Consider the following 25,687-nt stretch of genomic DNA (forward strand, 5'->3'; position numbering starts at 1 on the left):
GCTCCGGGAATTAATGGCGGAAGTGGCGCATGTCGGTGAAGATCATCGCGATACCGTGCTCGTCGGCGGCGGCAATCACTTCGTCGTCGCGGATAGAACCACCAGGCTGGATCACGCAGGTAATGCCTACAGCGGCTGCCGCATCGATACCGTCACGGAACGGGAAGAAGGCATCAGAGGCCATGGCGGAACCTTTCACTTCCAGCCCTTCATCACCTGCTTTGATCCCGGCAATTTTCGCAGAGTAGACACGGCTCATCTGGCCTGCGCCTATTCCGATGGTCATGTTCTCTTTGGCGTAGACGATGGCGTTGGACTTGACGAACTTCGCCACTTTCCAGCAGAACAGCGCGTCACGCAGCTCCTGCTCGCTCGGCTGGCGTTTGGTCACTACGCGCAGGTCAGCTTCTGTCACCATACCCAGATCGCGATCCTGAACCAGAAGGCCGCCGTTCACGCGTTTGAAGTCCAGACCCGGCACGCGATTTGCCCACTGACCGCAAATCAGTACGCGCACATTCTGTTTTGCCGCGGTGATTTTGAGCGCTTCTTCGGATGCCGATGGTGCAATGATCACTTCAACAAACTGTCGGGAGATGATGGCCTGCGCGGTTTGGGCATCCAGCTCGCGGTTGAAGGCGATAATGCCGCCAAACGCGGAGGTCGGGTCGGTTTTGTAAGCACGGTCGTAAGCGTCCAGAAGAGAGGTGCTCACCGCCACGCCGCATGGGTTAGCGTGCTTGACGATAACGCAGGCTGGCTCGCTGAACTCTTTCACGCATTCCAGCGCAGCGTCGGTGTCAGCAATATTGTTGTAGGAGAGCGCCTTGCCCTGAACCTGCTGAGCGGTGGCAACCGAGGCTTCTTTGATCTCTTCTTCTATATAGAAGGCAGCCTGCTGGTGGCTGTTCTCGCCGTAACGCATATCCTGCTTCTTGATGAAGTTCAGGTTCAGCGTGCGCGGGAAGCGGCCAGAAGGATCGTTGCTTTCACCGTGGTAAGCCGGCACCAGGCTACCGAAGTAGTTGGCGATCATGCTGTCGTATGCAGCGGTGTGTTCGAAGGCTTTGATAGCGAGGTCGAAACGCGTGTCGAGCGTCAGTGACCCTTCGTTGGCATCCATCTCGCTAATAATGGTGTTGTAATCGCTGCTCTTCACCACGATGGCCACATCTTTATGGTTCTTGGCTGCAGAGCGCACCATGGTCGGGCCGCCGATATCAATATTTTCTACCGCATCTTCCAGAGAGCAGCCTTCGCGGGCAACGGTCTGGGCAAACGGGTAGAGGTTAACGACAACCATGTCGATTGGCGCAATATCATGCTTTTCCATAATGGCATCGTCCTGGTCGCGACGGCCAAGAATACCGCCGTGCACTTTCGGATGCAGAGTTTTGACGCGTCCATCCATCATCTCCGGGAAACCGGTGTAATCGGACACTTCGGTTACCGGCAGACCTTTATCTGCTAACAGGCGTGCGGTGCCGCCTGTAGAAAGCAGCTCCACACCGCGTGCAGAAAGTGCCTGAGCGAATTCGACGATACCGGCTTTATCAGAAACACTGAGCAGAGCGCGGCGGACTGGACGACGTTGTTGCATGGTAAATCCCCTGGATTTCACGATTACAGAGAGCGTTAGATGAATTTTCCTGCGAAAAACTCATCTAACACACCTGACGAGGCATCCTTGTGAAGCGCGAGCATTTTAACGAAAACGTTTGCGCAACGCTCGCACATTTTTACTTTTTCGTATCATTGTGGATAAGTCTGTGTGTAAAAGGGTATAAGACGGGGTTTTGCTGTGGAATGCAGCAGTCAGTCATTTTTCTGTCATTTAGCGGTTGCGGCCTGCGGAGAACTCCCTATAATGCGCCTCCATCGACACGGCAGATGTGAATCACTTCACAGACAACCCGGTCGGTTGAAGAGAAAAAATCCTGAAATAACGGGTTGACTCTGAAAGAGGAAAGCGTAATATACGCCACCTCGCAACGGTGAGCGAAAGCCGCGTTGCACTGCTCTTTAACAATTTATCAGACAATCTGTGTGGGCACTCAAAGTGACATGGATTCTTAACGTCGCAAGACGAAAAATGAATACCAAGTCTCTGAGTGAACATACGTAATTCATTACGAAGTTTAATTCACGAGCATCAAACTTAAATTGAAGAGTTTGATCATGGCTCAGATTGAACGCTGGCGGCAGGCCTAACACATGCAAGTCGAACGGTAGCACAGAGAGCTTGCTCTCGGGTGACGAGTGGCGGACGGGTGAGTAATGTCTGGGAAACTGCCTGATGGAGGGGGATAACTACTGGAAACGGTAGCTAATACCGCATAACGTCGCAAGACCAAAGAGGGGGACCTTCGGGCCTCTTGCCATCAGATGTGCCCAGATGGGATTAGCTAGTAGGTGGGGTAACGGCTCACCTAGGCGACGATCCCTAGCTGGTCTGAGAGGATGACCAGCCACACTGGAACTGAGACACGGTCCAGACTCCTACGGGAGGCAGCAGTGGGGAATATTGCACAATGGGCGCAAGCCTGATGCAGCCATGCCGCGTGTATGAAGAAGGCCTTCGGGTTGTAAAGTACTTTCAGCGGGGAGGAAGGTGTTGTGGTTAATAACCGCAGCAATTGACGTTACCCGCAGAAGAAGCACCGGCTAACTCCGTGCCAGCAGCCGCGGTAATACGGAGGGTGCAAGCGTTAATCGGAATTACTGGGCGTAAAGCGCACGCAGGCGGTCTGTCAAGTCGGATGTGAAATCCCCGGGCTCAACCTGGGAACTGCATTCGAAACTGGCAGGCTAGAGTCTTGTAGAGGGGGGTAGAATTCCAGGTGTAGCGGTGAAATGCGTAGAGATCTGGAGGAATACCGGTGGCGAAGGCGGCCCCCTGGACAAAGACTGACGCTCAGGTGCGAAAGCGTGGGGAGCAAACAGGATTAGATACCCTGGTAGTCCACGCCGTAAACGATGTCGACTTGGAGGTTGTGCCCTTGAGGCGTGGCTTCCGGAGCTAACGCGTTAAGTCGACCGCCTGGGGAGTACGGCCGCAAGGTTAAAACTCAAATGAATTGACGGGGGCCCGCACAAGCGGTGGAGCATGTGGTTTAATTCGATGCAACGCGAAGAACCTTACCTACTCTTGACATCCAGAGAACTTTCCAGAGATGGATTGGTGCCTTCGGGAACTCTGAGACAGGTGCTGCATGGCTGTCGTCAGCTCGTGTTGTGAAATGTTGGGTTAAGTCCCGCAACGAGCGCAACCCTTATCCTTTGTTGCCAGCGGTTAGGCCGGGAACTCAAAGGAGACTGCCAGTGATAAACTGGAGGAAGGTGGGGATGACGTCAAGTCATCATGGCCCTTACGAGTAGGGCTACACACGTGCTACAATGGCGCATACAAAGAGAAGCGACCTCGCGAGAGCAAGCGGACCTCATAAAGTGCGTCGTAGTCCGGATTGGAGTCTGCAACTCGACTCCATGAAGTCGGAATCGCTAGTAATCGTAGATCAGAATGCTACGGTGAATACGTTCCCGGGCCTTGTACACACCGCCCGTCACACCATGGGAGTGGGTTGCAAAAGAAGTAGGTAGCTTAACCTTCGGGAGGGCGCTTACCACTTTGTGATTCATGACTGGGGTGAAGTCGTAACAAGGTAACCGTAGGGGAACCTGCGGTTGGATCACCTCCTTACCTTAAAGAACCTGCCTTTGTAGTGCTCACACAGATTGTCTGATGAAAAGTAAATAGCAAGGCGTCTTGCGATTGAGACTTCAGTGTCCCCTTCGTCTAGAGGCCCAGGACACCGCCCTTTCACGGCGGTAACAGGGGTTCGAATCCCCTAGGGGACGCCACTTGCTGGTTCGTGAGTGAAAGTCACCTGCCGTCATATCTCAAAACTGACTTGCGAGTCATGTTTGAGATATTTGCTCTTTAAAAATCTGGATCAAGCTGAAAATTGAAACGACACACATGTTATGTGTGTTCGAGTCTCTCAAATTTTCGCAAACCGATGATGAATCGAAAGAAACATCTTCGGGTTGTGAGGTTAAGCGACTAAGCGTACACGGTGGATGCCCTGGCAGTCAGAGGCGATGAAGGACGTGCTAATCTGCGAAAAGCGCCGGCGAGGTGATATGAACCTTTGACCCGGCGATGTCCGAATGGGGAAACCCAGTGTGATTCGTCACACTATCGTTAACTGAATACATAGGTTAACGAGGCGAACCGGGGGAACTGAAACATCTAAGTACCCCGAGGAAAAGAAATCAACCGAGATTCCCCCAGTAGCGGCGAGCGAACGGGGAGCAGCCCGGAGTCTGAATCAGCTTGTGTGTTAGTGGAACGGTCTGGAAAGTCCGACGGTACAGGGTGATAGTCCCGTACACGAAAATGCACAGGTTGTGAACTCGAAGAGTAGGGCGGGACACGTGGTATCCTGTCTGAATATGGGGGGACCATCCTCCAAGGCTAAATACTCCTGACTGACCGATAGTGAACCAGTACCGTGAGGGAAAGGCGAAAAGAACCCCGGCGAGGGGAGTGAAAAAGAACCTGAAACCGTGTACGTACAAGCAGTGGGAGCCTACTTGTTAGGTGACTGCGTACCTTTTGTATAATGGGTCAGCGACTTATATTCTGTAGCAAGGTTAACCGTATAGGGGAGCCGAAGGGAAACCGAGTCTTAACTGGGCGTTAAGTTGCAGGGTATAGACCCGAAACCCGGTGATCTAGCCATGGGCAGGTTGAAGGTTGGGTAACACTAACTGGAGGACCGAACCGACTAATGTTGAAAAATTAGCGGATGACCTGTGGCTGGGGGTGAAAGGCCAATCAAACCGGGAGATAGCTGGTTCTCCCCGAAAGCTATTTAGGTAGCGCCTCGTGAATTCATCTTCGGGGGTAGAGCACTGTTTCGGCTAGGGGGCCATCCCGGCTTACCAACCCGATGCAAACTACGAATACCGAAGAATGTTATCACGGGAGACACACGGCGGGTGCTAACGTCCGTCGTGAAGAGGGAAACAACCCAGACCGCCAGCTAAGGTCCCAAAGTCATGGTTAAGTGGGAAACGATGTGGGAAGGCACAGACAGCCAGGATGTTGGCTTAGAAGCAGCCATCATTTAAAGAAAGCGTAATAGCTCACTGGTCGAGTCGGCCTGCGCGGAAGATGTAACGGGGCTAAACCATGCACCGAAGCTGCGGCAGCGACGCTTATGCGTTGTTGGGTAGGGGAGCGTTCTGTAAGCCGTTGAAGGTGGCCTGTGAGGGTTGCTGGAGGTATCAGAAGTGCGAATGCTGACATAAGTAACGATAAAGCGGGTGAAAAGCCCGCTCGCCGGAAGACCAAGGGTTCCTGTCCAACGTTAATCGGGGCAGGGTGAGTCGACCCCTAAGGCGAGGCCGAAAGGCGTAGTCGATGGGAAACAGGTTAATATTCCTGTACTTGGTGTTACTGCGAAGGGGGGACGGAGAAGGCTATGTTAGCCGGGCGACGGTTGTCCCGGTTTAAGCATGTAGGCGGAGGTTCCAGGTAAATCCGGTACCTTTTAACGCTGAGGTGTGATGACGAGGCACTACGGTGCTGAAGTAACAAATGCCCTGCTTCCAGGAAAAGCCTCTAAGCATCAGGTAACACAAATCGTACCCCAAACCGACACAGGTGGTCAGGTAGAGAATACCAAGGCGCTTGAGAGAACTCGGGTGAAGGAACTAGGCAAAATGGTGCCGTAACTTCGGGAGAAGGCACGCTGATATGTAGGTGAAGCCCCTGCGGGTGGAGCTGAAATCAGTCGAAGATACCAGCTGGCTGCAACTGTTTATTAAAAACACAGCACTGTGCAAACACGAAAGTGGACGTATACGGTGTGACGCCTGCCCGGTGCCGGAAGGTTAATTGATGGGGTTAGCGGTAACGCGAAGCTCTTGATCGAAGCCCCGGTAAACGGCGGCCGTAACTATAACGGTCCTAAGGTAGCGAAATTCCTTGTCGGGTAAGTTCCGACCTGCACGAATGGCGTAATGATGGCCAGGCTGTCTCCACCCGAGACTCAGTGAAATTGAACTCGCTGTGAAGATGCAGTGTACCCGCGGCAAGACGGAAAGACCCCGTGAACCTTTACTATAGCTTGACACTGAACACTGGTCCTTGATGTGTAGGATAGGTGGGAGGCTTTGAAGCGTGGACGCCAGTCTGCGTGGAGCCGCCTTGAAATACCACCCTTTAATGGCTGGTGTTCTAACGTAGACCCGTAATCCGGGTTGCGGACAGTGTCTGGTGGGTAGTTTGACTGGGGCGGTCTCCTCCCAAAGAGTAACGGAGGAGCACGAAGGTTAGCTAATCCTGGTCGGACATCAGGAGGTTAGTGCAATGGCATAAGCTAGCTTGACTGCGAGAGTGACGGCTCGAGCAGGTGCGAAAGCAGGTCATAGTGATCCGGTGGTTCTGAATGGAAGGGCCATCGCTCAACGGATAAAAGGTACTCCGGGGATAACAGGCTGATACCGCCCAAGAGTTCATATCGACGGCGGTGTTTGGCACCTCGATGTCGGCTCATCACATCCTGGGGCTGAAGTAGGTCCCAAGGGTATGGCTGTTCGCCATTTAAAGTGGTACGCGAGCTGGGTTTAGAACGTCGTGAGACAGTTCGGTCCCTATCTGCCGTGGGCGCTGGAGAATTGAGGGGGGCTGCTCCTAGTACGAGAGGACCGGAGTGGACGCATCACTGGTGTTCGGGTTGTCATGCCAATGGCACTGCCCGGTAGCTAAATGCGGAAGAGATAAGTGCTGAAAGCATCTAAGCACGAAACTTGCCCCGAGATGAGTTCTCCCTGAGACTTTAAGTCTCCTGAAGGAACGTTGAAGACGACGACGTTGATAGGTCGGGTGTGTAAGCGCAGCGATGCGTTGAGCTAACCGATACTAATGAACCGTGAGGCTTAACCTTACAACGCCGAAGATGTTTTGGCGAAGAGAGACGATTTTCAGTCTGATACAGATAACAGAATTTGCCTGGCGGCTTTAGCGCGGTGGTCCCACCTGACCCCATGCCGAACTCAGAAGTGAAACGCCGTAGCGCCGATGGTAGTGTGGGGTCTCCCCATGTGAGAGTAGGGAACTGCCAGGCATCAAATTTAGTAGTAAGCCGGTGCATAAATACGGTGGTTACAAGCAGTCTTCGGTGGAGCGGTAGTTCAGTCGGTTAGAATACCTGCCTGTCACGCAGGGGGTCGCGGGTTCGAGTCCCGTCCGTTCCGCCACTTATTGAAAGCCCTGAGTTAACGCTCAGGGCTTTTTTCTTATCTGCTGTTTAATTATTGCGAAATGAGCAAAAATCCTCTGCGTTTTACGATCTTTTTCAATATAACGACGCCAGCGATAATCCTCCTCAGTTTACGAACATAATGATTGAGGAATACTATGACTCTCCCTGCATTTGGTCTGGGCACTTTCCGCCTGAAAGACGACGTTGTTATCGCATCTGTTAAAACGGCACTCGAGTTAGGCTATCGCGCAATTGATACGGCACAGATCTATGAAAATGAAGCTGCCGTTGGACAGGCCATTGAAGAGAGTGGCGTACCGCGTAACGAGATATTTATCACCACCAAAATCTGGATTGAAAACCTCAGCAAAGACAAACTGATCCCGAGCCTGAAAGAGAGTCTGAAAAAGCTGCGTACTGACTACGTGGACCTGACGCTGATCCACTGGCCATCACCAAACGATGCCGTTTCTGTAGAAGAGTTCATGCAGGCGCTGATGGAAGCGAAAAAGCAGGGATTAACGCGTGAAATCGGTATTTCAAACTTCACCATTCCGCTGATGGAAAAAGCCATTGCCGCAGTAGGTGCAGAAAATATCGCGACCAACCAGATTGAACTTTCACCTTATCTGCAAAACCATAAAGTCGTGGACTGGGCAAGGCAGCACGGTATCCACATCACGTCATACATGACGCTGGCTTATGGTAAGGCGCTGAAAGATGAGGCGATTATACGTATTGCAGAAAAACATAACGCGACTCCGGCACAGGTCATTCTGGCATGGGCAATGGGCGAAGGTTATGCCGTGATCCCATCGTCAACCAAACGTGTAAACCTGGCCAGCAACCTGTCAGCGGTCGACCTTCATCTGGATGATGACGATAAAAAAGCGATCGCAGCACTGGAGTGCAACGATCGCCTGGTCAGCCCGGAAGGTTTAGCGCCTGACTGGGATTAAGTTTCACTAACCCTCTGTCGCCTTAACCCTCATACAGCTCCTCCGGGAGCTGTCTTTATATGTTCACTCAGGAAGTCAATAAAAGCACGAATCCGCGTACTCACCGCTCTGTCACTGTAATACACTGCGCTAAAAGGCATCTCGACCGGCAAACGTTTATCCGCCATCAGTTCCACCAGTTCACCTCGTTCAATCTCCTTATCTATCATATAGTCAGACAGGCACGCGATGCCGTTCCCTTCAAGACACAGTTGCTTTAGCGTTTCTCCACTGTTTGACGATAACCCACTGGTAATTTCATGAAGCTGACCATCACGACAGGCGACAGGCCAGGTGTTCAGTGATACCGGTTCCGTAAAGCCCAGACAAAGATGCTGCTTCAACTCTTCAACGGTCTCCGGTTTACCGTGCTCAGCAATGTACTGCGGCGACGCGATAATTTTTCGGTAGCTGGCAAAAAGCGGGCGGGCGCGCAAGCTTGAATCGGTCAGTGTACCGGCCCGGATAGCCACATCCACTTTACGCTCGATGAGGTTGATAAATGTCTCTGATGAGACCAAAGAAAGCGTCATCTCCGGATAGCGTTCACGAAAAGGTTTGATCAGCGGCATCAGAAAGTGCAGTACTACCGGCGTGGCCGCATCAATGCGCAGCAATCCCCGCGGCGTGCTGCGGCTTTCCATAATTTCTGTCTCTGCTGCAGCCATCTCCTGCAGCACCGACTGCACGCGGCGGAAATAACGCTCTCCTTCTTCCGTCAGGCTCAGTTGCCGCGTCGTCCGGTTGAGCAGGCTCACCCCAAGCTTCATCTCCAGCTTTTTCACTGAGCGGCTGATGGCCGAGTTAGCCTGTCCCAGCTGTTCGGCTGCCCGGCTAAAGCTACCGCTTTCAACAACGGCGACAAAGATTGTCAGCTCTTCTGACGTTGCTTTCATTGTTGCACCACCCGCAAAATTCTATTGATATTTTGACCATTTTTGTTATTTAAGCACTGGCGCATACTGCCTGTCATCTTAATCCTGATGATACGGAGTATTTTATGCCACTGGCGCTACTTGCCCTGACGATCAGTGCCTTTGCAATTGGCACGACCGAATTTGTTATCGTGGGACTGGTTCCCACCATTGCTAACCAGCTTGCGATCTCGCTGCCTTCCGCCGGATTGCTGGTGTCAATCTACGCCCTGGGCGTCGCCGTCGGTGCGCCTGTGCTGACGGCTCTGACCGGACGTTTTCCACGTAAGCAGCTGTTAGTTGCGTTGATGGTGTTGTTCACCGCCGGTAACATTCTGGCCTGGCAGGCACCGGACTACACCACCCTGGTGATTGCCCGTCTGTTGACCGGCCTTGCACACGGCGTGTTCTTCTCAATTGGTTCCACCATTGCAACCAGCCTGGTCCCCAAAGAGAAAGCAGCCTCAGCTATTGCGATCATGTTTGGTGGACTGACCGTCGCACTCGTTACGGGTGTGCCGCTAGGCACGTTTATCGGACAGCACTTCGGCTGGCGTGAGACGTTTCTGGCCGTCTCCTTATTGGGGGTTATTGCCCTTGTTGCTAGCCTGCTGCTGGTACCGTCGACTATTCCAGGCCGGGCCAGCGCCAGCCTGAGCGATCAGCTAAAGGTGCTTACCCATCCGCGTTTGCTGATCATCTACGCGGTCACGGCTCTGGGCTATGGAGGCGTATTTACCGCCTTCACCTTCCTGGCACCGATGATGCAGGACCTGGCAGGCTTCTCCCCGAGTGCCGTGAGCTGGATTTTGCTGGGATACGGTATTTCCGTGGCGATTGGCAATATCTGGGGCGGCAAGCTTGCAGATAAACATGGTGCGGTTCCGGCGCTGAAATTTATCTTCGCCGCCCTGGTGGTTCTGCTGTTGATATTCCAGTTCACGGCGTCCATGCAATACGCCGCACTGATCACGGTACTGGTAATGGGTGTCTTCGCTTTTGGCAACGTGCCCGGGCTTCAGGTTTATGTTGTTCAGAAAGCGGAGCTCTATACGCCAAACGCCGTGGATGTGGCATCCGGACTGAACATTGCCGCGTTCAATATTGGGATCGCGCTGGGCTCCATTATTGGCGGACAAACCGTCGAACACTTTGGATTAACCCAGACTCCCTGGATTGGTGCGGTGATCGTCCTTGTCGCTTTCCTGCTGATAGGGCTGAGTGGCCGCCTCGATAAACCTACTCGCGTAGCACTGGGATAACATCAGTAAGTGCTTGCTTACAAAACTGGAAAGCGGTTTCTCAGAAATTGCGTTGAAAGTGTGACCTAAAGTCCCTATAACATTAGAACCAGTCCGTTTTCGGGCTGGTTCATGTTACAGAGGCCGTTTCCAAAAGTGCGAAAAAATACCTATGCCATGCGTTATGTTGCCGGAATGCCCGCGGAGAGGATCTTGCCTCCGGGGTCGTTTGCGAGCATAAGCCAGGCATTACCCGCAGGGACACCGTTAAGCAGCGATGACAAAATTCGGGTACTGGTCTGGAATATCTTTAAGCAGCAGCGTGCGGAGTGGTTATCGGTACTCAAGAATTTTGGTAAAGATGCTCATCTGGTTCTGCTTCAGGAGGCGCAAACCACACCTGAACTGGTTCGGTTTGCCACAACGAACTATCTTGCTGCCGACCAGGTGCCGGCGTTTGTCCTGCCGCAACATCCTTCAGGCGTGATGACCCTCTCTTCAGCACACCCGGTTTACTGCTGCCCGCTGCGTGAGCGCGAGCCTATACTGCGTCTGGCGAAATCGGCGCTGGTGACCGTCTATCCGCTGCCGGATACCCGGATGCTGATGGTGGTGAACATCCACGCGGTAAATTTCAGCCTGGGCGTGGATGTGTACAGTAAGCAGTTACTTCCCATTGGCGATCAAATTGCCCACCACAGCGGGCCTATCATTATGGCCGGTGATTTCAATGCCTGGAGTCGTCCGCGCATGAATGCGCTGTATCGCTTTGCGCGTGAAATGTCTCTGCGTGAAGTCCGTTTTAGTGACGATCAGCGTAAAAAAGCCTTTGGTCGACCTCTCGATTTTGTCTTCTATCGTGGTCTGAGCGTGCATGATGCCTCTGTTCTGGTCACGCGCGCCTCCGATCACAACCCTCTACTAGTCGAATTCAGTCCCGGCAAACCTGATAAATAATGGTGTGTCAGGTCTGCCGTGGGGCAGGCCTGCGCGGGTGCTGCCCTTTTATTTTTAACCAACAAAGGACAGTACGATGACAACAACACACTCCCATCATGACAACGTAGAAAAACAGTTTGGCTCCCAGGCAAATGCCTATCTGACCAGCGCCGTGCATGCTTCAGGTCGTGACCTGCTGCGTCTCGGCGAACGTCTGGCAGCATTCCCGCAGGCGCACGTGCTGGATTTAGGCTGTGGGGCAGGGCATGCCAGCTTTACGGCTGCGCAGCAGGTGGCGAAGGTCACCGCGTATGATTTATCCAGTCAGATGCTGGATGTTGTTGCTGAGGCGACGAAGGCGAAAGGGCTGAGCAACGTGGATACGCGCCAGGGGTACGCCGAGTCCTTACCGTTTGATGATGCCTCGTTTGAGGTGGTGATTAGCCGTTATTCCGCGCACCACTGGCATGATGTCGGCCAGGCATTACGTGAAGTCAAACGAGTCCTGAAGCCGGGCGGGATCTTCATTATTATGGATGTGATGTCTCCCGGGCATCCGGTGCGCGATATCTGGCTGCAGACAGTAGAAGCGCTGCGTGATACTTCCCACGTAAAAAACTACTCCAGCGGAGAGTGGTTATCGCTTATCACTGAAGCGGGGTTGATTACCCGAACGTTAACAACAGACCGTTTGCCGCTGGAATACCCTTCGTGGATTGCCCGTATGCGTACCCCGGAAGCATTAAGCCAGGCGATTCGCCTCTATCAGGAGAGTGCCTCTGCTGAGGTAAAAGCGTACTTTGAATTGCGGGAGGATGGATCGTTTACCAGCGATACCATCATGGCTGAAGCGCAAAAAGCGGGATAAACAAAAAAGGCACCGAGGGGAATCGGTGCCTTTTTATCTTTCGATCGTGTAATCAGGAGTCTGGTGTAGCGCTGTTCTTCACAAACAACGTCAACTGGTCGCCTGGTTTCAGATTGTCAGTATCATTGTTCCAGCGCATTACATCTTTGATGTTCACGCCATGTCGTTTTGCGATACTGGACAGTGAATCGCCTTTACGTACGCGATAAGTGATGCTATCGCTGTTGCTGGCGAGACGCTGTGCGCTGCTACCTGCGCCTACCGTCAGAGTTTGACCCACTTTCAGACCTGAGCTGCGCAGATTATTCCACTGCTGCAGATCTTTCGCCGTCACGCCAAGACGTGATGCAATGCCAGAAAGCGTATCACCTGAACGCACCTTATAGCTGCGGCTGTTAACGGATGAAGCATCGGCGATCAGCGTTGACTGAACGGCGGCAATCTCACCCGATGCTAAAGACTCACGCAATTGCTCAGCATGTTTCTGCGGAACCATCACATACTGCGGGCCGCTAGCCCCCAGCGTTGAGCCTTTAACGCCTGCATTAAAGGTTTTAAGTTTACTTACCGACATACCCGTCATATCAGCAACCTGTTGAATATCCACAGGGTTGCTGAGGCGAACGCGCGCCAGTGCACGACTTTCGTCTGGTGTTGGCAGTTGTACACCGTAACGCTTGCTGTTCTTGAGAATATCGCTCAAGGCCAGCATCTTCGGTACGTAAATCTTCGTTTCCTGTGGCAGTGAGAGCGACCAAAAATCGGTGGATTTACCCCGTGCTTTATTCGCTTTCATTGCCTTCAGTACACGACCCTCGCCACTATTATACGCTGCGACCGTTAACAGCCAGTCGCCGTCAAACATCTTATTCAGACGTTGCATCATGTCGAGAGCGGCTGTCGTTGAAGCGACAACATCCCGACGCGCATCATAGTTGCGGGTCTGTTTCAGACCATAGTTTCGCCCGGTGCTCGGAATGATCTGCCAAATGCCTGCGGCATTGGCGCCAGACGTCGCGTGTGGGTCAAAAGCGCTCTCCACTATGGGTAGGAGTACCAGCTCCATAGGCATGTTACGTTTCTTAACTTGCCCGGCTATCCAGTACATATACGGCTCTGCCCGTAACGTTACATCGTGGAGATAGCTCTTATTTCTTAAATACTTCTGCTTCTGTTCGCGAATCCGGCTGTTTTCCGGAATTCCCATCTTTAGCTCGTCGCCAATAGAGGTCCACAAGTCTTGCTCCTGCGCGAAAGATGTCCCATCGTCCATCCAGCGCGCCGAACTTGTAAACTTCCCTGCTTCCCCTTGACCAGCTGCAGAAAGGCTCTGTGCGTGCTGTTGTACGTTGCTGCCGTTCTGCGACTGGCAACCTACAAGCAGGACAGAGGCGAGTAATATCGCTTTTGCCTTCATGTGTGTGTCAATAGTTGCTTAAAAGACGAGCGATGATAACGGCGAAATTTTGAAAAGGCAACCCGCATTTATCTGAAGTTATCTTTCTTTGACCTTAACCATGCAAATCGCTGTTCTGGTTGTTGCAAATTTGTTTCTTGGTTAATTTTATTAATTAAATCAATGTCATCTGTTCGCAGAAATAAATTAATTCGGCGCTCATTTTTCAGAATTGCGGGTAGTGTATTTTGGTTTTTTGCACGTAACTCCTTCACTTTGTGATAATAATCCTGAATCGCCCGATCCTCGGGTAAGAGGCTCACCGCAAACTTCATATTCCCTAATGTATACTCATGGGCACAACAAATAAGTGTGTCATCGGGTAAAGCACTAATCTTTTGTAAAGACTGATACATCTGTTCTGGTGTGCCTTCAAAAAGTCTTCCGCAACCGCCTGAGAAGAGGGTGTCGCCACAAAAAAGATAAGGTTTACTGTAGAAACACAGATGTCCCAAAGTGTGACCTGGCGTAGCAAATACGGAAAACTCCCACTCACGGATGTGGATATTTTCGCCCTCATTGACTACTTGCGTCGTTCCCTTATCTTGTGTCTCAGCCGGTCCGTAAACCACAAGATGCGGAAAATGAGCGCGCAGTTCCGGCACGCCGCCAGTGTGATCGTTATGATGGTGCGTCAACAGTATGGCTTCTGGCTGCCAGCCGTTCTCCTTTATTGCATCAAGCACAGGGGCGGATTCGCCGGGATCGACAATGACGCATCGACGATCGTTATCGACCAAAACCCAGATGTAATTGTCCTGAAAAGCAGGAATACTGATAAGATTCATACATTACCTCTTATAGCGTGGCGGGTGTTTTGATGAAACCGGCAAGGATACCTCAGACTGTCGCAGCACCGGAACGTTGGGCGGAATTGCCCTGGGGTGAATACTATCGCGAGGCGCTTGAGCAACAGCTGAAGCCCTGGCTCGCGAAAATGTATGGCTTTCACCTGCTTAAGATTGGCAATCTCAGCGCAGAAATCAATACCGAAAGCTGCGCCATCTCACATCAGGTCAATGTCTCTCTCGGCGGATCGCCGGTTCAGGTGAAGGCTGACCCATTGCATCTGCCGTTTGCGGAAAAATCCGTAGATGCGTGTCTTCTTGCCCACGCGCTGCCCTGGTGCAGCGATCCTCATCGTATGCTGCGTGAAGCCGATCGCGTGCTGATTGATGACGGCTGGCTGATACTCAGCGGTTTTAATCCGCTGAGTCTGATGGGGTTACGTAAGCTGGTGCCTGTATTGCGCCGAACGCCACCCTATAACAGCCGGATGTTCACCATGATGCGCCAGCTCGACTGGCTGTCACTGCTCAACTTTGAAGTGCTCAACTATGGCGGTTTTCAGGTACTGCCGTGGGCACGTCAGGGGGGAGTTTTATTGAGTACGCATTTGCCCGCATTAGGCTGCATGCAGTTTATCGTCGCGCGTAAGCGAACCATCCCTCTGACGCTTAACCCCATGAAGCAGAGCAAATCGAAAACGCCCATCCGCCAGACCGTTGGCGCAACGCGGCAGTACAGAAAACCCTGATCAGGATTCAGGCTGGTAGCCAGTATCCTCATGGGCCGGATTTGAGGCCGCCGCGCGCGCCAGTTCATCGCAGCGCTCGTTTTCCGGGTGGCCGGCGTGGCCTTTAACCCACTCCCACTTAATCTCGTGCTGACCCAGTGCCGCATCAAGGCGCTTCCAGAGATCGACGTTCTTCACGGGCTTCTTATCTGCAGTTTTCCAGCCGCGTTTTTTCCAGTTGTGGATCCACTGGGTGATACCCTGTCGCACGTACTGGCTATCCGTACTCAACACCACGTCGCAGTGTTCTTTTAAGGCTTCCAGCGCCACAATGGCCGCCATCAACTCCATACGGTTGTTGGTGGTCAGGAAATACCCTTCGCTAAAAGTTTTCTCATGCTGACGATAGCGCATAATCGCGCCGTAGCCGCCGGGGCCTGGGTTCCCGAGACAAGATCCATCGGTGAAAATTTCTACCTGTTTACGCATCTCTGGTAGACTTCCTGTATTGAAACGTTCAGTTAAACGATAAGTCTGACATAAATGACCGCTATGAGCACTGCAATTACTCGCCAGATTGTCCTCGATACCGAAACCACCGGTATGAACCAGATCGGCGCGCACTACGAAGGGCACAAGATCATTGAGATCGGTGCCGTTGAAGTGGTGAACCGTCGTCTCACGGGGAACAACTTCCACGTCTACCTCAAACCCGATCGGCTGGTGGATCCAGAAGCGTTTGGCGTTCACGGTATTGCCGATGAGTTCTTGCTGGATAAACCGACCTTCGCCGAGGTGGCTGACGAGTTTCTCGACTACATCAAAGGCGCTGAGTTAATCATCCATAACGCGTCGTTCGATATCGGCTTTATGGACTATGAGTTTAGTAAGCTCCATCGCGATATTCCGAAAACCAATACCTTCTGCAAAGTGACCGATAGCCTGGCGCTGGCGAGGAAGATGTTTCCCGGCAAGCGTAACAGCCTCGATGCACTCTGTTCACGTTATGAAATAGACAACACCAAGCGAACGCTGCACGGGGCACTTCTCGATGCCCAGATTCTGGCTGATGTCTATCTGGCGATGACCGGCGGTCAGACGTCGATGAAATTCAGCATGGAAAATGAGTCGCAGCAGGCGCAGGGCGAAGCGGGCATCCAGCGCGTGGTTCGTCAGGCAAGTCGTTTACGGGTTGTTTTAGCCAGTGATGAAGAGTTGCTTAACCATGAATCCCGTCTCGATCTGGTACAGAAGAAGGGCGGCAGCTGTATGTGGCGCGCCTGAAAAAACGCCATAATGTCTGTAAAATCATCGGTTGGGCGATTTTTGCAGCAAACGATTCAAAACGTGAGAAAAAGCGTTGACGAGATCGGAGGCACACCGTAATATGCGCCTCGTTCCCCAAGCGGGAACAGTGGAGCGGTAGTTCAGTCGGTTAGAATACCTGCCTGTCACGCAGGGGGTCGCGGGTTCGAGTCCCGTCCGTTCCGCCACTATTCAGAAGGCCTGAATCAGAAATGATTCAGGCTCTTCGTCGTTTCAAGAGCCTTTGTCTTTTATCCCCCTTTCTTTTCATTAACAAAATGTTAATTTATGTGGTGCAATTAATTAACATTTGCACAGCATTAGTGCGTTATTTGCACTGTGTTTGTGCATTCTTTCGCCCAACCACTTTTTGGCCTTCATCAGACTGTGTCGCTTTGTAAAAATAATTTTCATGAAATCATTCGCTTACAGTGGATATCGTGAAAGTTTTTGAACCAATAAATAATTGGTTCGGTTATTGCTTAATCATTAGCACGATAAGGTTCATTCCATATCAATAACTTATCGTTAATAAAAAGAAAATAATGATGATAGCGAGCGAACCAATATGGAAAAACCGTCACGGTTTCTGGCCAATTCCAGTACCGCGCTTGAGCAGTTGCGCGGGCTTATCAACCAGCATGAGTCAACACCAGGCACTCCGCTGCCCACGGAACGTGAGCTGTCGGAAACTCTCGGCGTAGGACGACGCGAAGTGCGTCGCGCGCTGGATGTGCTGGAAGAGGAAGGACGGATCTGGCGTAAACAGGGTAAAGGCACCTTTATTGGTCCCGCTGCCCCTGTTGAACCGCTGGCGCTTCAGGGATTGGTTCAGCAAACCAATCTGCTGGAAGTTATGGAAGCTCGTCTACAGCTCGAACCCGGCTTAGCCCGGCTTGCGGCACTGCGTGCCACCAGGGAAAACCTCGCGCTCATGCAGCGCATGCTGGAACGCATCGACAAGGTCAGCCCGGATGACCGCGATCTCAACGAACTATGGGATAGCGCCTTTCACCGCGCTATTGCCGAGGCTGCGGGCAACCGCCTGATGCTCGGCCTGTTTGACGCGATTGATGCCGTGCGGCGCGAACCGGGCTGGCAGCATCTGCGTGAATTAGCCCGCACGCCCGAACGTGTCGACAGCTATAACGACCACCATCACAAGATCATGTCTGCGATTATCCATCGCCAGCCTAATGAAGCAGCTGCCGCCATGCGCGAACACCTGCTTAGCCTGCAAACCGCCCTGATTCAGGCGATCCACCTTGAGGACGACTTCACGCTATGACGACGATCCCGTTTAAGGACACCACGCCTGTACTTCGGCTGAATAATCTCAACGTTAAATTTTCCGGCTCGCCGGTTAGCGTACTGGACGGTATTTCCCTCACGGTCAAAGCAGGCGAGACGCTGGCGCTGGTGGGAGAGTCCGGCTGCGGGAAAAGTATCACCTCGCTGGCGCTGATGGGATTACTGCCCGCCAGCGCACAGATTGTCAGCGGAGAAATGCAGTTTCGCCGTCACGATCTGCGAAAGCTCTCGCCGCGGGACTATGCCGATTTGCGTGGCAGCGAGCTGGCGATGATTTTCCAGGAGCCGATGACCTCGCTCAATCCCGCTTTCACATTAGGCGATCAGCTCAGTGAAGCGGTCATGCGTCACCAGAGCGTTTCCCGCACAGAGGCGATGAAGGTCGCGCTGCAGATCCTGGAGAAGGTGCAGATCCCCGCGGCGGAGATGCGCCTCAAGGCTTACCCGCATCAGCTTTCCGGCGGTATGCGCCAGCGTGTGATGATTGCCATGGCGCTGATCAACCATCCTAAATTACTGATTGCCGATGAACCGACTACCGCGCTCGACGTCACCATCCAGGCGCAAATCCTCACCTTGCTCAACACCCTCAAAGAAGAAACCGGCACGGCGGTCCTGATGATCACCCACGATTTAGGCGTGGTGGCCGAAGTCGCCCAGCAGGTGGCGGTAATGTATGCCGGGCAGGTGGTGGAGCAGGGGAGCGTCGAGGCCATCTTTGCCGACCCGCAGCACCCGTACACCATCGGCCTGATGGGCTCAATCCCTTCGCTGGGCGCACGTAAAGGCCAGCTCTCCACCATTCCCGGGTCGGTCCCGCTCCCGGAATCCATGCCGAAAGGCTGTCGTTTTGCGACGCGCTGCCCGTTTGCGCAGTCTCGCTGCCATGATGAAAAACCGCCGCTCAACACGCTCGGCGCGGGTCATCAGGTCGCCTGCTTCCGCGTGCCGCTCGAACACCACATTGCCCTGGGAGAGACCGCATGACTACGCCAATTCTTGAAGCCCGCGACCTCAGCAAGCGCTTCCCTGGTCCGAAAAAACTCTTTTCACCGGCCCGGTTTGTTACGGCGGTCGATCGCGTTTCGCTTGCCGTGATGCCGGGTGAAACGCTGGCAATTGTCGGCGAGTCTGGCTCCGGCAAATCCACCCTTGGGCGTCTGCTGCTGCGCCTGCTCGCCGCCAGTGAAGGGCGCGTGTTTTACCAGGGTGAGGAGATTACCGACGCCTCGGGCGCCCGTCTGAACCAGCTCCGGCGTGAGCTGCAAATTATTTTCCAGGATCCGTTTGCCTCGCTGAACCCGCGCATGACGGTGGAGCAGATCGTCGGTGAGCCGCTGTGGCTGCACCAGAATATGAAGAAAGCCGACCGACAGTATCGCGTCGCCGAACTCCTCAAAACCGTTGGCCTGCCTGCCGCCTGGTCCGGGCGCTATCCGCACGAGTTTTCCGGCGGCCAGCGCCAGCGTATCGGCATTGCGCGCGCGCTGGCCTCGGGACCAAAACTGTTGCTTGGCGATGAACCCGTCTCTGCGCTGGATGTTTCCGTCCAGGCGCAGGTCGTCAATTTGCTGGAAAGCCTGAAGCACCAGCTCGGGCTGACGATGGTGATCGTTGCCCACGGCCTGGCGGTGATTCGCCATATGAGCGACCGCGTGGCGGTCATGTATCTCGGGCAAATCGTTGAACTTGCGAGCGTCGACGAGATCTTTGACGCCCCGCTGCACCCTTATACCCAGGCACTGATCGCCTCGGCACCACAGATGCAGCCGGGCATTGAACGCGACGCACCGCTGCTGCAGGGGGATCTGCCGAACCCGGCGAGCCCTCCATCCGGCTGCCGTTTCCATACCCGCTGCCCGTATGTTACCGATGAATGCCGTCAGGTTGAGCCGATTAATCAGGTGCTGGACGGTGGACGTCAGGTTGCCTGTCACCGCTGGCAGGACATCAATCGCGATCGCAGTGTTATTCAGATAGCACCGCCATCCGCAGCTTTTCTGCGCCGCCGCGCGCTGTTTGAACACGCGGCCACTCACTCCTCCCTTCCTTCAAGGAACTCATGATAATGACAATGCGTAATTCTCTTTTGACCGTACTGGGAAGTGTTATGTTGCTTGGCGCGGCGCTGCCCGCCCATTCTGAAAGCGTGCTGCGAATTGGTCTGGGAGCTGACCCGGACATGCTCGACCCGCATCTGGCGCGCACCTACTATGGCCGCTTTGTCTTTGCTTCCCTGTGCGACAGGCTGGTGGATGTCGACGAACATCTGAAAGTGGTGCCAGGTCTGGCGAAGTCGTGGGCCTGGAGCGATGACGGCAAAACGCTGACCATGGATCTCCGTGAGGGGGTGACCTTCCATGACGGCGAGAAATTCGACGCCGCTGCTGCGAAATACAACCTCGACCGTGCGTTGACCCTAAAAGGCTCCCTGCGCAAAAGCGAGATCTCCTCGGTGGAATCGGTAGAGGTCACCGGTCCGATGCAGATTGCGCTGCACCTGAAAACCCCTGACGCCGCGCTGCTGATGCAGCTGACTGACCGCGCGGGCGCGATGATGGCACCCGACGCGGCGAAAAAGCCTGACTTTGCCGCCCATCCGGTCTGTTCCGGTCCTTATAAGTTTGACAGCCGCGTGTCCCAGGACCGCATTGTTCTGACTCGCTTCGACAATTACTGGAATAAAGACGCCTACCACTTCGACAAAATTATCTATCTGCCGATCCCGGACGCCTCCGTGCGCCTCGCGAACCTGCGGGCAGGCGATCTCGACCTGACCGAAGGCATTGCGGCCAGCGACGTTAAAACCGTTGAAGCCGACAGCAAGCTGGCGCTGGCGAAGGTAACTGGTCTGGGTTACCAGGGCATTACCTTCAACATCAATAACGGCAAGGTCCCGGCGAACGATCCGTTCAGAGATGCCCGCGTACGCGAGGCATTTTCTCAGGCCATCGACCGTGATGCGCTAAATCAGGTGGTCTTTGAAGGGCTATACACGCCGGCAAACCAGGCGTTTTCCACGGTGAGCCCGTATCACGTCAATCTGCCGGTTCCGCCCCGTGACGTCGATAAAGCCAAAGCGCTGCTCAAAGCGGCAGGCGTCACCACGCCGCTGACCGTCAACCTGCTGGTGCCGAACAACCCGACCTCGCAGCAGGTGGGTCAGGTTCTGCAGGCAATGGTTGCCGAGGCCGGCTTCACGCTCAACCTGCAGATGACCGAATTCGCGACGCTGCTGGATCGTCAGCAGAGTGGTGATTATCAGCTCAGTTTCTCCGGCTGGTCGGGCCGCCCGGACCCGGACGGCAGCATCTACGGCTTTGTCCATAGCAAAGGCACTCTGAATGACGGACGCTACAGCAACGCGCAGGTCGACGAATGGCTGACTCAGGCGCGCCAGAGCACCGACCAGGCCGCACGCCAGCCGCTGTATGACAAGGTGGTGAAACAGCTGCAAACCGACATGCCGATTGCCTACCTCTACTTCGAGCCGCGCATTTTTGGTCTGAACAAGCGCGTGCAGGGCTTTAAGCCTTACCCGGACGGCATCGTGCGTCTGGCGGGTTTGACGCTGGCGAAATAAACGTCCTGAGGAGAACCCATGCTGGAACTGATTTGCAAACGTCTGCTGCTGGCCATCCCGACCCTGCTGCTGGTGAGCATGATGGTGTTTGGCCTGCAAAAACTGCTGCCCGGCGACCCGCTGATCGCCATGGCCGGGGAGGAGCGCGATCCGGCGGTTATCGCCCAGCTGCGTGCTGAGCTCAATCTGGATGCGCCCATTCCCGTGCAGTATTTCAACTGGCTAACGCGCGCATTGCAGGGCGACCTGGGGGTCTCCTTACGCACGCACGAACCGGTGACGCAGCTGATTGCCAGTAAGCTGCCGGTGACGCTGGAGCTGTCGCTGCTGGCGATGATTATCGCGCTGGTATTTGGCATTAGCATGGGGATCCTCGCGGCAGTGAACAAAAACAGCTGGGTCGATCACGGGGCGAACTTCGTGGCGATCTCGGGGATCTCGATCCCCCATTTCTGGCTGGGGATCCTGCTGATTCTGGTCTTCTCGGTGAACCTGCAGTGGCTTCCCGCGTCCGGCTATGTACCGTTCAGTGAGGATCCGGTGCAAAACCTGCGCACGCTGCTGCTGCCCGCAGCCGTTCTCGGAACAGGGCTGGCGGCGACGCTGATGCGCCATACCCGAGCATCGATGATTGCGGTCCTGAAAGCGGATTACATCCGCACCGCGCGCGCGAAAGGATTACTGCCGAAAGCGGTGATCTTAAAGCACGCGTTTCGCAATGCGCTGGTGCCGGTGATCACCCTTACGACGCTGCTGTTTGGTGAGCTTCTGGGCGGTGCGGTGCTGACCGAGCAGGTCTTCACCATTCCCGGCTTCGGCAAGATGATCGTCGATTCGGTATTTAACCGAGACTACGCGGTGGTGCAGGGCGTGGTGCTGATCGTGGCGATCGGCTTCCTGCTGCTCAACCTGCTGGCTGACGTGCTCTACGTTCTTATCAACCCGAAAATGCGAGGTTAACCATGGCGGAACTGACGACGCAAACCGCTGTGCCCGCGCTGCCGCGCGCGCAAAACCGGGTGTTAAAGAAATTCCTCGCCAATAAAAGTGCGGTGATTGGCGCGGTGGTGGTGGGCTTCTTTGTGCTGGTGGCGCTACTGGCGCCGTGGATTGCCCCGTTCGACCCGGTCAAAGCCAACTTCCTCGCGGTGCGTAAAGCGCCGTCGGCAATGTACTGGTTCGGCACCGACGAGCTGGGGCGTGACATTTTATCCCGCATTATCTGGGGGGCGCGAACTTCGCTGATGGCGGGCTGTATGTCGGTCGTTATCGCGGTAGCGATCGGCGTGCCGCTGGGGCTGGTAGCGGGGTATTTCCAGAAGATGTGGGATGGGGTGATCTCGCGCTTCATTGAAGCGCTGCTGGCCTGCCCGTTTCTGATCATGGCGATCGCGCTGGGGGCATTTTTAGGCCCAAGCCTGACCAACGCGATGATCGCCATTGGCCTTTCCGCGATGCCGATCTTCGCCCGTCTGACGCGTGGGCAGGTGATCGCCATCCGCAACGAAGAGTACATCGACGGCGCGCGGGCGATTGGCCTGCCGGATCGCTGGATCATCATCAAATACGTGCTGCCCAACGTGATGTCACCGATCCTGGTACAGGCCACGCTGGCGATTGCCTCGGCGATTATCGCCGAAGCCAGCCTGTCGTTTTTAGGGTTGGGGCAGCAGCCGCCCAATCCGTCCTGGGGGTCAATGCTCAACACCGCGAAAGGTTTTCTTGAGCAGGCGCCGTGGATGTCCGTTTTCCCCGGCGTGGCAATTTTCCTTGCCGTGCAGGGCTTTAATTTACTTGGCGACGGGCTGCGCGATGCGCTCGATCCGCGCCACGACTAAGGAGTCATGATGACTAAAGCGCTTGATTTTACGTCCGGTTACGAATCACGACGCCCGCCGATGATGGGCCATAACGCCGTTGCCACTTCGCAACCGCTGGCGGCGCAGGCAGGAATGAAAATGCTGCAGCTGGGTGGTAATGCTGTTGATGCGGCGATTGCCACCGCGATGGCGCTGACGGTAGTCGAGCCGACCGGTAACGGGATCGGCAGTGATGCCTTTGCCATCGTCTGGGACGGTGAAAAACTTCACGGTCTGAACGCGTCGGGGCGCTCACCGGCCAGCTGGCATGCAGATCTGTTTGCCGGAAAAACGGCGGTACCCGAAATCGGCTGGGATGCCGTGACCGTGCCCGGTGCGGTATCCGGCTGGGTCGCACTGGCAGAGCGTTTCGGCACGCTGCCGCTGACCACGCTGGCGCAGCCCGCCATTGACTATGCGCGAAACGGTTTCCCGGTTTCGCCGCTGATTGGCCATCTCTGGCAGCGCGGCTACAACAAGCTGAAAGATCAGCCTGGCTTCAGCGCCTGCTTCGCGCCGGAAGGCCGCGCGCCGCGAGTGGGGGAGATCTTCCGTAATCCGGCGCAGGCGAATTCGCTGGAACTGATAGCGAAAACCAACGGCGATGCGTTTTACCGCGGCGAGCTGGCGCAGAAAATTGCCGCCTTCGCCAAAGAACACGGCGCGCATTTGACGGCTGAAGATCTCGCCAGCCACCGCGTGGACTGGGTAGACCTGCTGTCACGCGACTTCGCGGGTGGTTCGGTGCAGGAGCTGCCGCCAAACGGCCAGGGGATCGCCACGCTGATTGCGCTGGGTATTCTGGAGCAGTGCGGCATCGAGCAGCATCATCCGGACTCCGTGCAGTCTCTGCATTTGTCCATTGAAGCGATGAAGCTGGCGCTGGCGGATCTCGACCGCTACGTGGCGGATGAAGATCATATGGTGTTCGCGGCCAAAGAGCTGCTGAGCGATCATTACCTGAAATCGCGTGCGGCGCTTATCAACCACGAAAGCGCCTCTGATTTTGTCTACGGTTCACCCACCCAGAGCGGTACGGTCTACATCAGCACTGCGGATGCCAGCGGGATGATGGTCTCCTTTATTCAGTCCAACTATATGGGGTTTGGTTCAGGGATCGTGGTGCCAGACACCGGGATTAGCCTGCAAAACCGGGGCTGTGGTTTTTCGCTGGATCCTAATCATCCGAACGCGCTGGCGGGCAGCAAGCGTCCGTTCCACACCATCATTCCGGGCTTTGCGATGGACGGCAGCGGCAAGCCGTTGATGTCCTTCGGCGTGATGGGCGGCCCGATGCAGGCGCAAGGACACATGCAGATGGCGCTGCGCATTATGCTGCACGGGCAAAACCCGCAGGCGGCGATTGACGCTCCGCGCTGGCGCGTGGTGCAGGGCAGGGAAGTGATCGTCGAATCAACGTTCGATCGCAATACTATCGCCGCGCTGCGCGAACGCGGACACCAGATCGTGGTGGAAGATCCGCTGCAGGATTATAACTTCGGCGGTGCGCAGGTGATTTATCGCCTTCCGGAAGGGCATTACGTGGCGGCAACGGAGAGCCGTAAAGACGGACAGGCGTTGGTGAGTTAAACGCTCGAGCAACATTTGTAGGCCGGGTAAAGCGTAGCCGCCACCCGGCTTTTTTTACCCGATGCTAAACGGATCCGCATCCTGCCAGGCCGGAAACTTCTCCCGATACTCCTTCAGCGCGGTCAACGATAGCTCCGCATCAATTCGCGTTGCCTGATGCGGCTCGGCAGTCGCAATAATCTCGCCCTGCGGATTTACCACCCGGCTGTCGCCGCGGTAGTGATGCCCGTTGCCATCCGTCCCCACACGGTTACAGCCCACCACATACGCCTGGTTCTCAATGGCGCGCGCCACCAGCAGCGACTGCCAGTGCAGCGAACGCGGTGCTGGCCAGTTGGCGACATACAGCGCCAGGTCATAATCGTTGCGGTTGCGCGACCACACCGGGAAGCGCAGGTCGTAGCAGACCAGCGGCAGAATGCGCCAGCCGCGCCACTCGAATACCACGCGCTCATTACCCGCTTCATAGTGATGATGCTCATCCGCCATGCGGAACAGGTGGCGTTTATCGTAAAAATGCACTTTCCCTTCCGGCTCAACCAGCAGAAAACGGTTCACTGGCCCGCGCTCGGTTTGCAGGGCGGCACTACCCGCGATCAGCGCGTTTGTTTGCTGCGCTTTGGTATGCATCCAGGCGACCACGTCATCCTGAGGCATTGATTGCTTCGCTGCTTCCATGGCGAAGCCGGTGGTGAACATCTCCGGCAGGACAATCACATCTCGTCCGGTAATCTCTTCCAGTTGACGATCAAAGTGGCGCAGGTTGGCAGGGCCATCCATCCACACTAAAGGTTGCTGCAAAATCGAAATCTTCAAACCCGGCACGATACAGA

At 54.7% G+C, this 25,687-nt stretch carries 18 protein-coding genes, 3 tRNA genes, 3 rRNA genes and 1 pseudogene; 19 read left to right on the forward strand and 6 right to left on the reverse strand.

Annotated elements, in window-relative coordinates; translation table 11 throughout:
• Positions 1-10: 10 nt before the first annotated feature.
• On the reverse strand, positions 11-1,600 hold the full coding sequence (gene purH, locus A4308_RS08275) for a bifunctional phosphoribosylaminoimidazolecarboxamide formyltransferase/IMP cyclohydrolase (RefSeq protein ID WP_045282295.1): 1,590 nt from the start codon (positions 1,598-1,600) through the stop codon (positions 11-13).
• Positions 1,601-2,160: 560 nt separating this feature from the next.
• Here purH and A4308_RS08285 point away from each other — a divergent pair.
• From A4308_RS08285 to dkgB, 6 genes are all read left to right on the forward strand, one after another.
• Positions 2,161-3,700 (forward strand): 16S ribosomal RNA (locus tag A4308_RS08285).
• An 85-nt stretch (positions 3,701-3,785) separates the two neighbouring features.
• Positions 3,786-3,861 (forward strand) — tRNA-Glu (locus A4308_RS08290).
• Between the two features lie 192 nt (positions 3,862-4,053).
• Positions 4,054-6,956: ribosomal RNA gene (locus A4308_RS08295) — 23S ribosomal RNA — on the forward strand.
• Positions 6,957-7,020: 64 nt separating this feature from the next.
• Positions 7,021-7,136 (forward strand): 5S ribosomal RNA (gene rrf / locus A4308_RS08300).
• Together the 16S, 23S and 5S rRNA genes with 2 tRNA genes alongside form the textbook arrangement of a ribosomal RNA operon.
• A gap of 56 nt (positions 7,137-7,192) precedes the next feature.
• Positions 7,193-7,269, forward strand: a tRNA-Asp gene (locus tag A4308_RS08305).
• Between the two features lie 160 nt (positions 7,270-7,429).
• Complete coding sequence (dkgB, locus tag A4308_RS08310) at positions 7,430-8,233, forward strand: 2,5-didehydrogluconate reductase DkgB (RefSeq protein WP_045281942.1); 804 nt, start codon at positions 7,430-7,432, stop codon at positions 8,231-8,233.
• Between the two features lie 29 nt (positions 8,234-8,262).
• On the opposite strand, the gene yafC is transcribed toward dkgB, so the two are convergent.
• Positions 8,263-9,168 (reverse strand): DNA-binding transcriptional regulator YafC, encoded by a 906-nt coding sequence (gene yafC / locus A4308_RS08315; protein WP_045281943.1) that lies wholly within the window; start codon positions 9,166-9,168, stop codon positions 8,263-8,265.
• A 104-nt stretch (positions 9,169-9,272) separates the two neighbouring features.
• On the opposite strand from yafC, the gene A4308_RS08320 reads away from it, so the two are divergent.
• From A4308_RS08320 to A4308_RS08330, 3 genes are all read left to right on the forward strand, one after another.
• On the forward strand, positions 9,273-10,448 hold the full coding sequence (locus A4308_RS08320) for an MFS transporter (RefSeq protein WP_023332149.1): 1,176 nt from the start codon (positions 9,273-9,275) through the stop codon (positions 10,446-10,448).
• A gap of 135 nt (positions 10,449-10,583) precedes the next feature.
• Complete coding sequence (locus A4308_RS08325) at positions 10,584-11,384, forward strand: endonuclease/exonuclease/phosphatase family protein (RefSeq protein ID WP_014882655.1); 801 nt, start codon at positions 10,584-10,586, stop codon at positions 11,382-11,384.
• A 76-nt stretch (positions 11,385-11,460) separates the two neighbouring features.
• Entirely contained in the window at positions 11,461-12,234 is a 774-nt protein-coding gene (locus tag A4308_RS08330; protein ID WP_045281944.1) for a class I SAM-dependent methyltransferase, read from the forward strand.
• Positions 12,235-12,286: 52 nt separating this feature from the next.
• On the opposite strand, the gene mltD is transcribed toward A4308_RS08330, so the two are convergent.
• Positions 12,287-13,651 carry a murein transglycosylase D gene (gene mltD, locus A4308_RS08335; RefSeq protein WP_023336785.1) on the reverse strand — a complete coding sequence of 455 codons (1,365 nt, stop codon included), beginning with the start codon at positions 13,649-13,651 and terminating at the stop codon, positions 12,287-12,289.
• A 68-nt stretch (positions 13,652-13,719) separates the two neighbouring features.
• Positions 13,720-14,478 (reverse strand): hydroxyacylglutathione hydrolase, encoded by a 759-nt coding sequence (gene gloB, locus A4308_RS08340; RefSeq protein WP_045281945.1) that lies wholly within the window; start codon positions 14,476-14,478, stop codon positions 13,720-13,722.
• A gap of 32 nt (positions 14,479-14,510) precedes the next feature.
• Here gloB and A4308_RS08345 point away from each other — a divergent pair, with 32 nt between their 5' ends.
• Positions 14,511-15,227, forward strand: a complete 717-nt coding sequence (locus A4308_RS08345; RefSeq protein ID WP_014882659.1) for a class I SAM-dependent methyltransferase — start codon at positions 14,511-14,513, stop codon at positions 15,225-15,227.
• Here the strand turns inward: A4308_RS08345 and rnhA are convergent.
• Positions 15,228-15,805: pseudogene (rnhA, locus tag A4308_RS08350) on the reverse strand (ribonuclease HI). It abuts the gene before it with no gap.
• On the opposite strand from rnhA, the gene dnaQ reads away from it, so the two are divergent.
• The 9 genes from dnaQ to A4308_RS08395 all read left to right on the forward strand — a co-directional run bounded on the left by dnaQ (position 15,759) and on the right by A4308_RS08395 (position 24,854).
• Positions 15,759-16,490 carry a DNA polymerase III subunit epsilon gene (gene dnaQ, locus A4308_RS08355; RefSeq protein ID WP_032629739.1) on the forward strand — a complete coding sequence of 244 codons (732 nt, stop codon included), beginning with the start codon at positions 15,759-15,761 and terminating at the stop codon, positions 16,488-16,490. The pseudogene rnhA and the gene dnaQ sit on opposite strands and share 47 nt — an antisense overlap.
• Positions 16,491-16,622: 132 nt before the next feature.
• Positions 16,623-16,699: transfer RNA gene (locus tag A4308_RS08360), tRNA-Asp, on the forward strand.
• 380 nt (positions 16,700-17,079) lie between these two features.
• Positions 17,080-17,799, forward strand: a complete 720-nt coding sequence (locus A4308_RS08365; RefSeq protein ID WP_014882662.1) for a FadR/GntR family transcriptional regulator — start codon at positions 17,080-17,082, stop codon at positions 17,797-17,799.
• On the forward strand, positions 17,796-18,809 hold the full coding sequence (locus A4308_RS08370; RefSeq protein WP_014882663.1) for an ABC transporter ATP-binding protein: 1,014 nt from the start codon (positions 17,796-17,798) through the stop codon (positions 18,807-18,809). The genes A4308_RS08365 and A4308_RS08370 overlap by 4 nt, the downstream gene beginning before the upstream one ends.
• On the forward strand, positions 18,806-19,888 hold the full coding sequence (locus A4308_RS08375) for an ABC transporter ATP-binding protein (protein WP_045281946.1): 1,083 nt from the start codon (positions 18,806-18,808) through the stop codon (positions 19,886-19,888). The genes A4308_RS08370 and A4308_RS08375 overlap by 4 nt, the downstream gene beginning before the upstream one ends.
• Before the next feature lie 2 nt (positions 19,889-19,890).
• Positions 19,891-21,405 carry an ABC transporter substrate-binding protein gene (locus A4308_RS08380; protein WP_014882665.1) on the forward strand — a complete coding sequence of 505 codons (1,515 nt, stop codon included), beginning with the start codon at positions 19,891-19,893 and terminating at the stop codon, positions 21,403-21,405.
• An 18-nt stretch (positions 21,406-21,423) separates the two neighbouring features.
• Positions 21,424-22,365, forward strand: coding sequence for an ABC transporter permease (locus tag A4308_RS08385; RefSeq protein ID WP_014882666.1), 942 nt, complete (start codon positions 21,424-21,426; stop codon positions 22,363-22,365).
• 2 nt (positions 22,366-22,367) lie between these two features.
• Positions 22,368-23,243 carry an ABC transporter permease gene (locus A4308_RS08390; protein WP_032637422.1) on the forward strand — a complete coding sequence of 292 codons (876 nt, stop codon included), beginning with the start codon at positions 22,368-22,370 and terminating at the stop codon, positions 23,241-23,243.
• Positions 23,244-23,252: 9 nt separating this feature from the next.
• Positions 23,253-24,854, forward strand: coding sequence for a gamma-glutamyltransferase family protein (locus tag A4308_RS08395; protein WP_023338093.1), 1,602 nt, complete (start codon positions 23,253-23,255; stop codon positions 24,852-24,854).
• Between the two features lie 54 nt (positions 24,855-24,908).
• Here the strand turns inward: A4308_RS08395 and A4308_RS08400 are convergent, their stop codons facing one another.
• Positions 24,909-25,679: an amidohydrolase gene (locus A4308_RS08400; RefSeq protein ID WP_014882669.1), complete on the reverse strand. Its 771-nt coding sequence runs from the start codon at positions 25,677-25,679 to the stop codon at positions 24,909-24,911.
• Positions 25,680-25,687 lie beyond the last annotated feature (8 nt).

The organism is Enterobacter sp. ODB01 (genome assembly GCF_001623605.1).
Lineage (GTDB): Bacteria > Pseudomonadota > Gammaproteobacteria > Enterobacterales > Enterobacteriaceae > Enterobacter > Enterobacter kobei.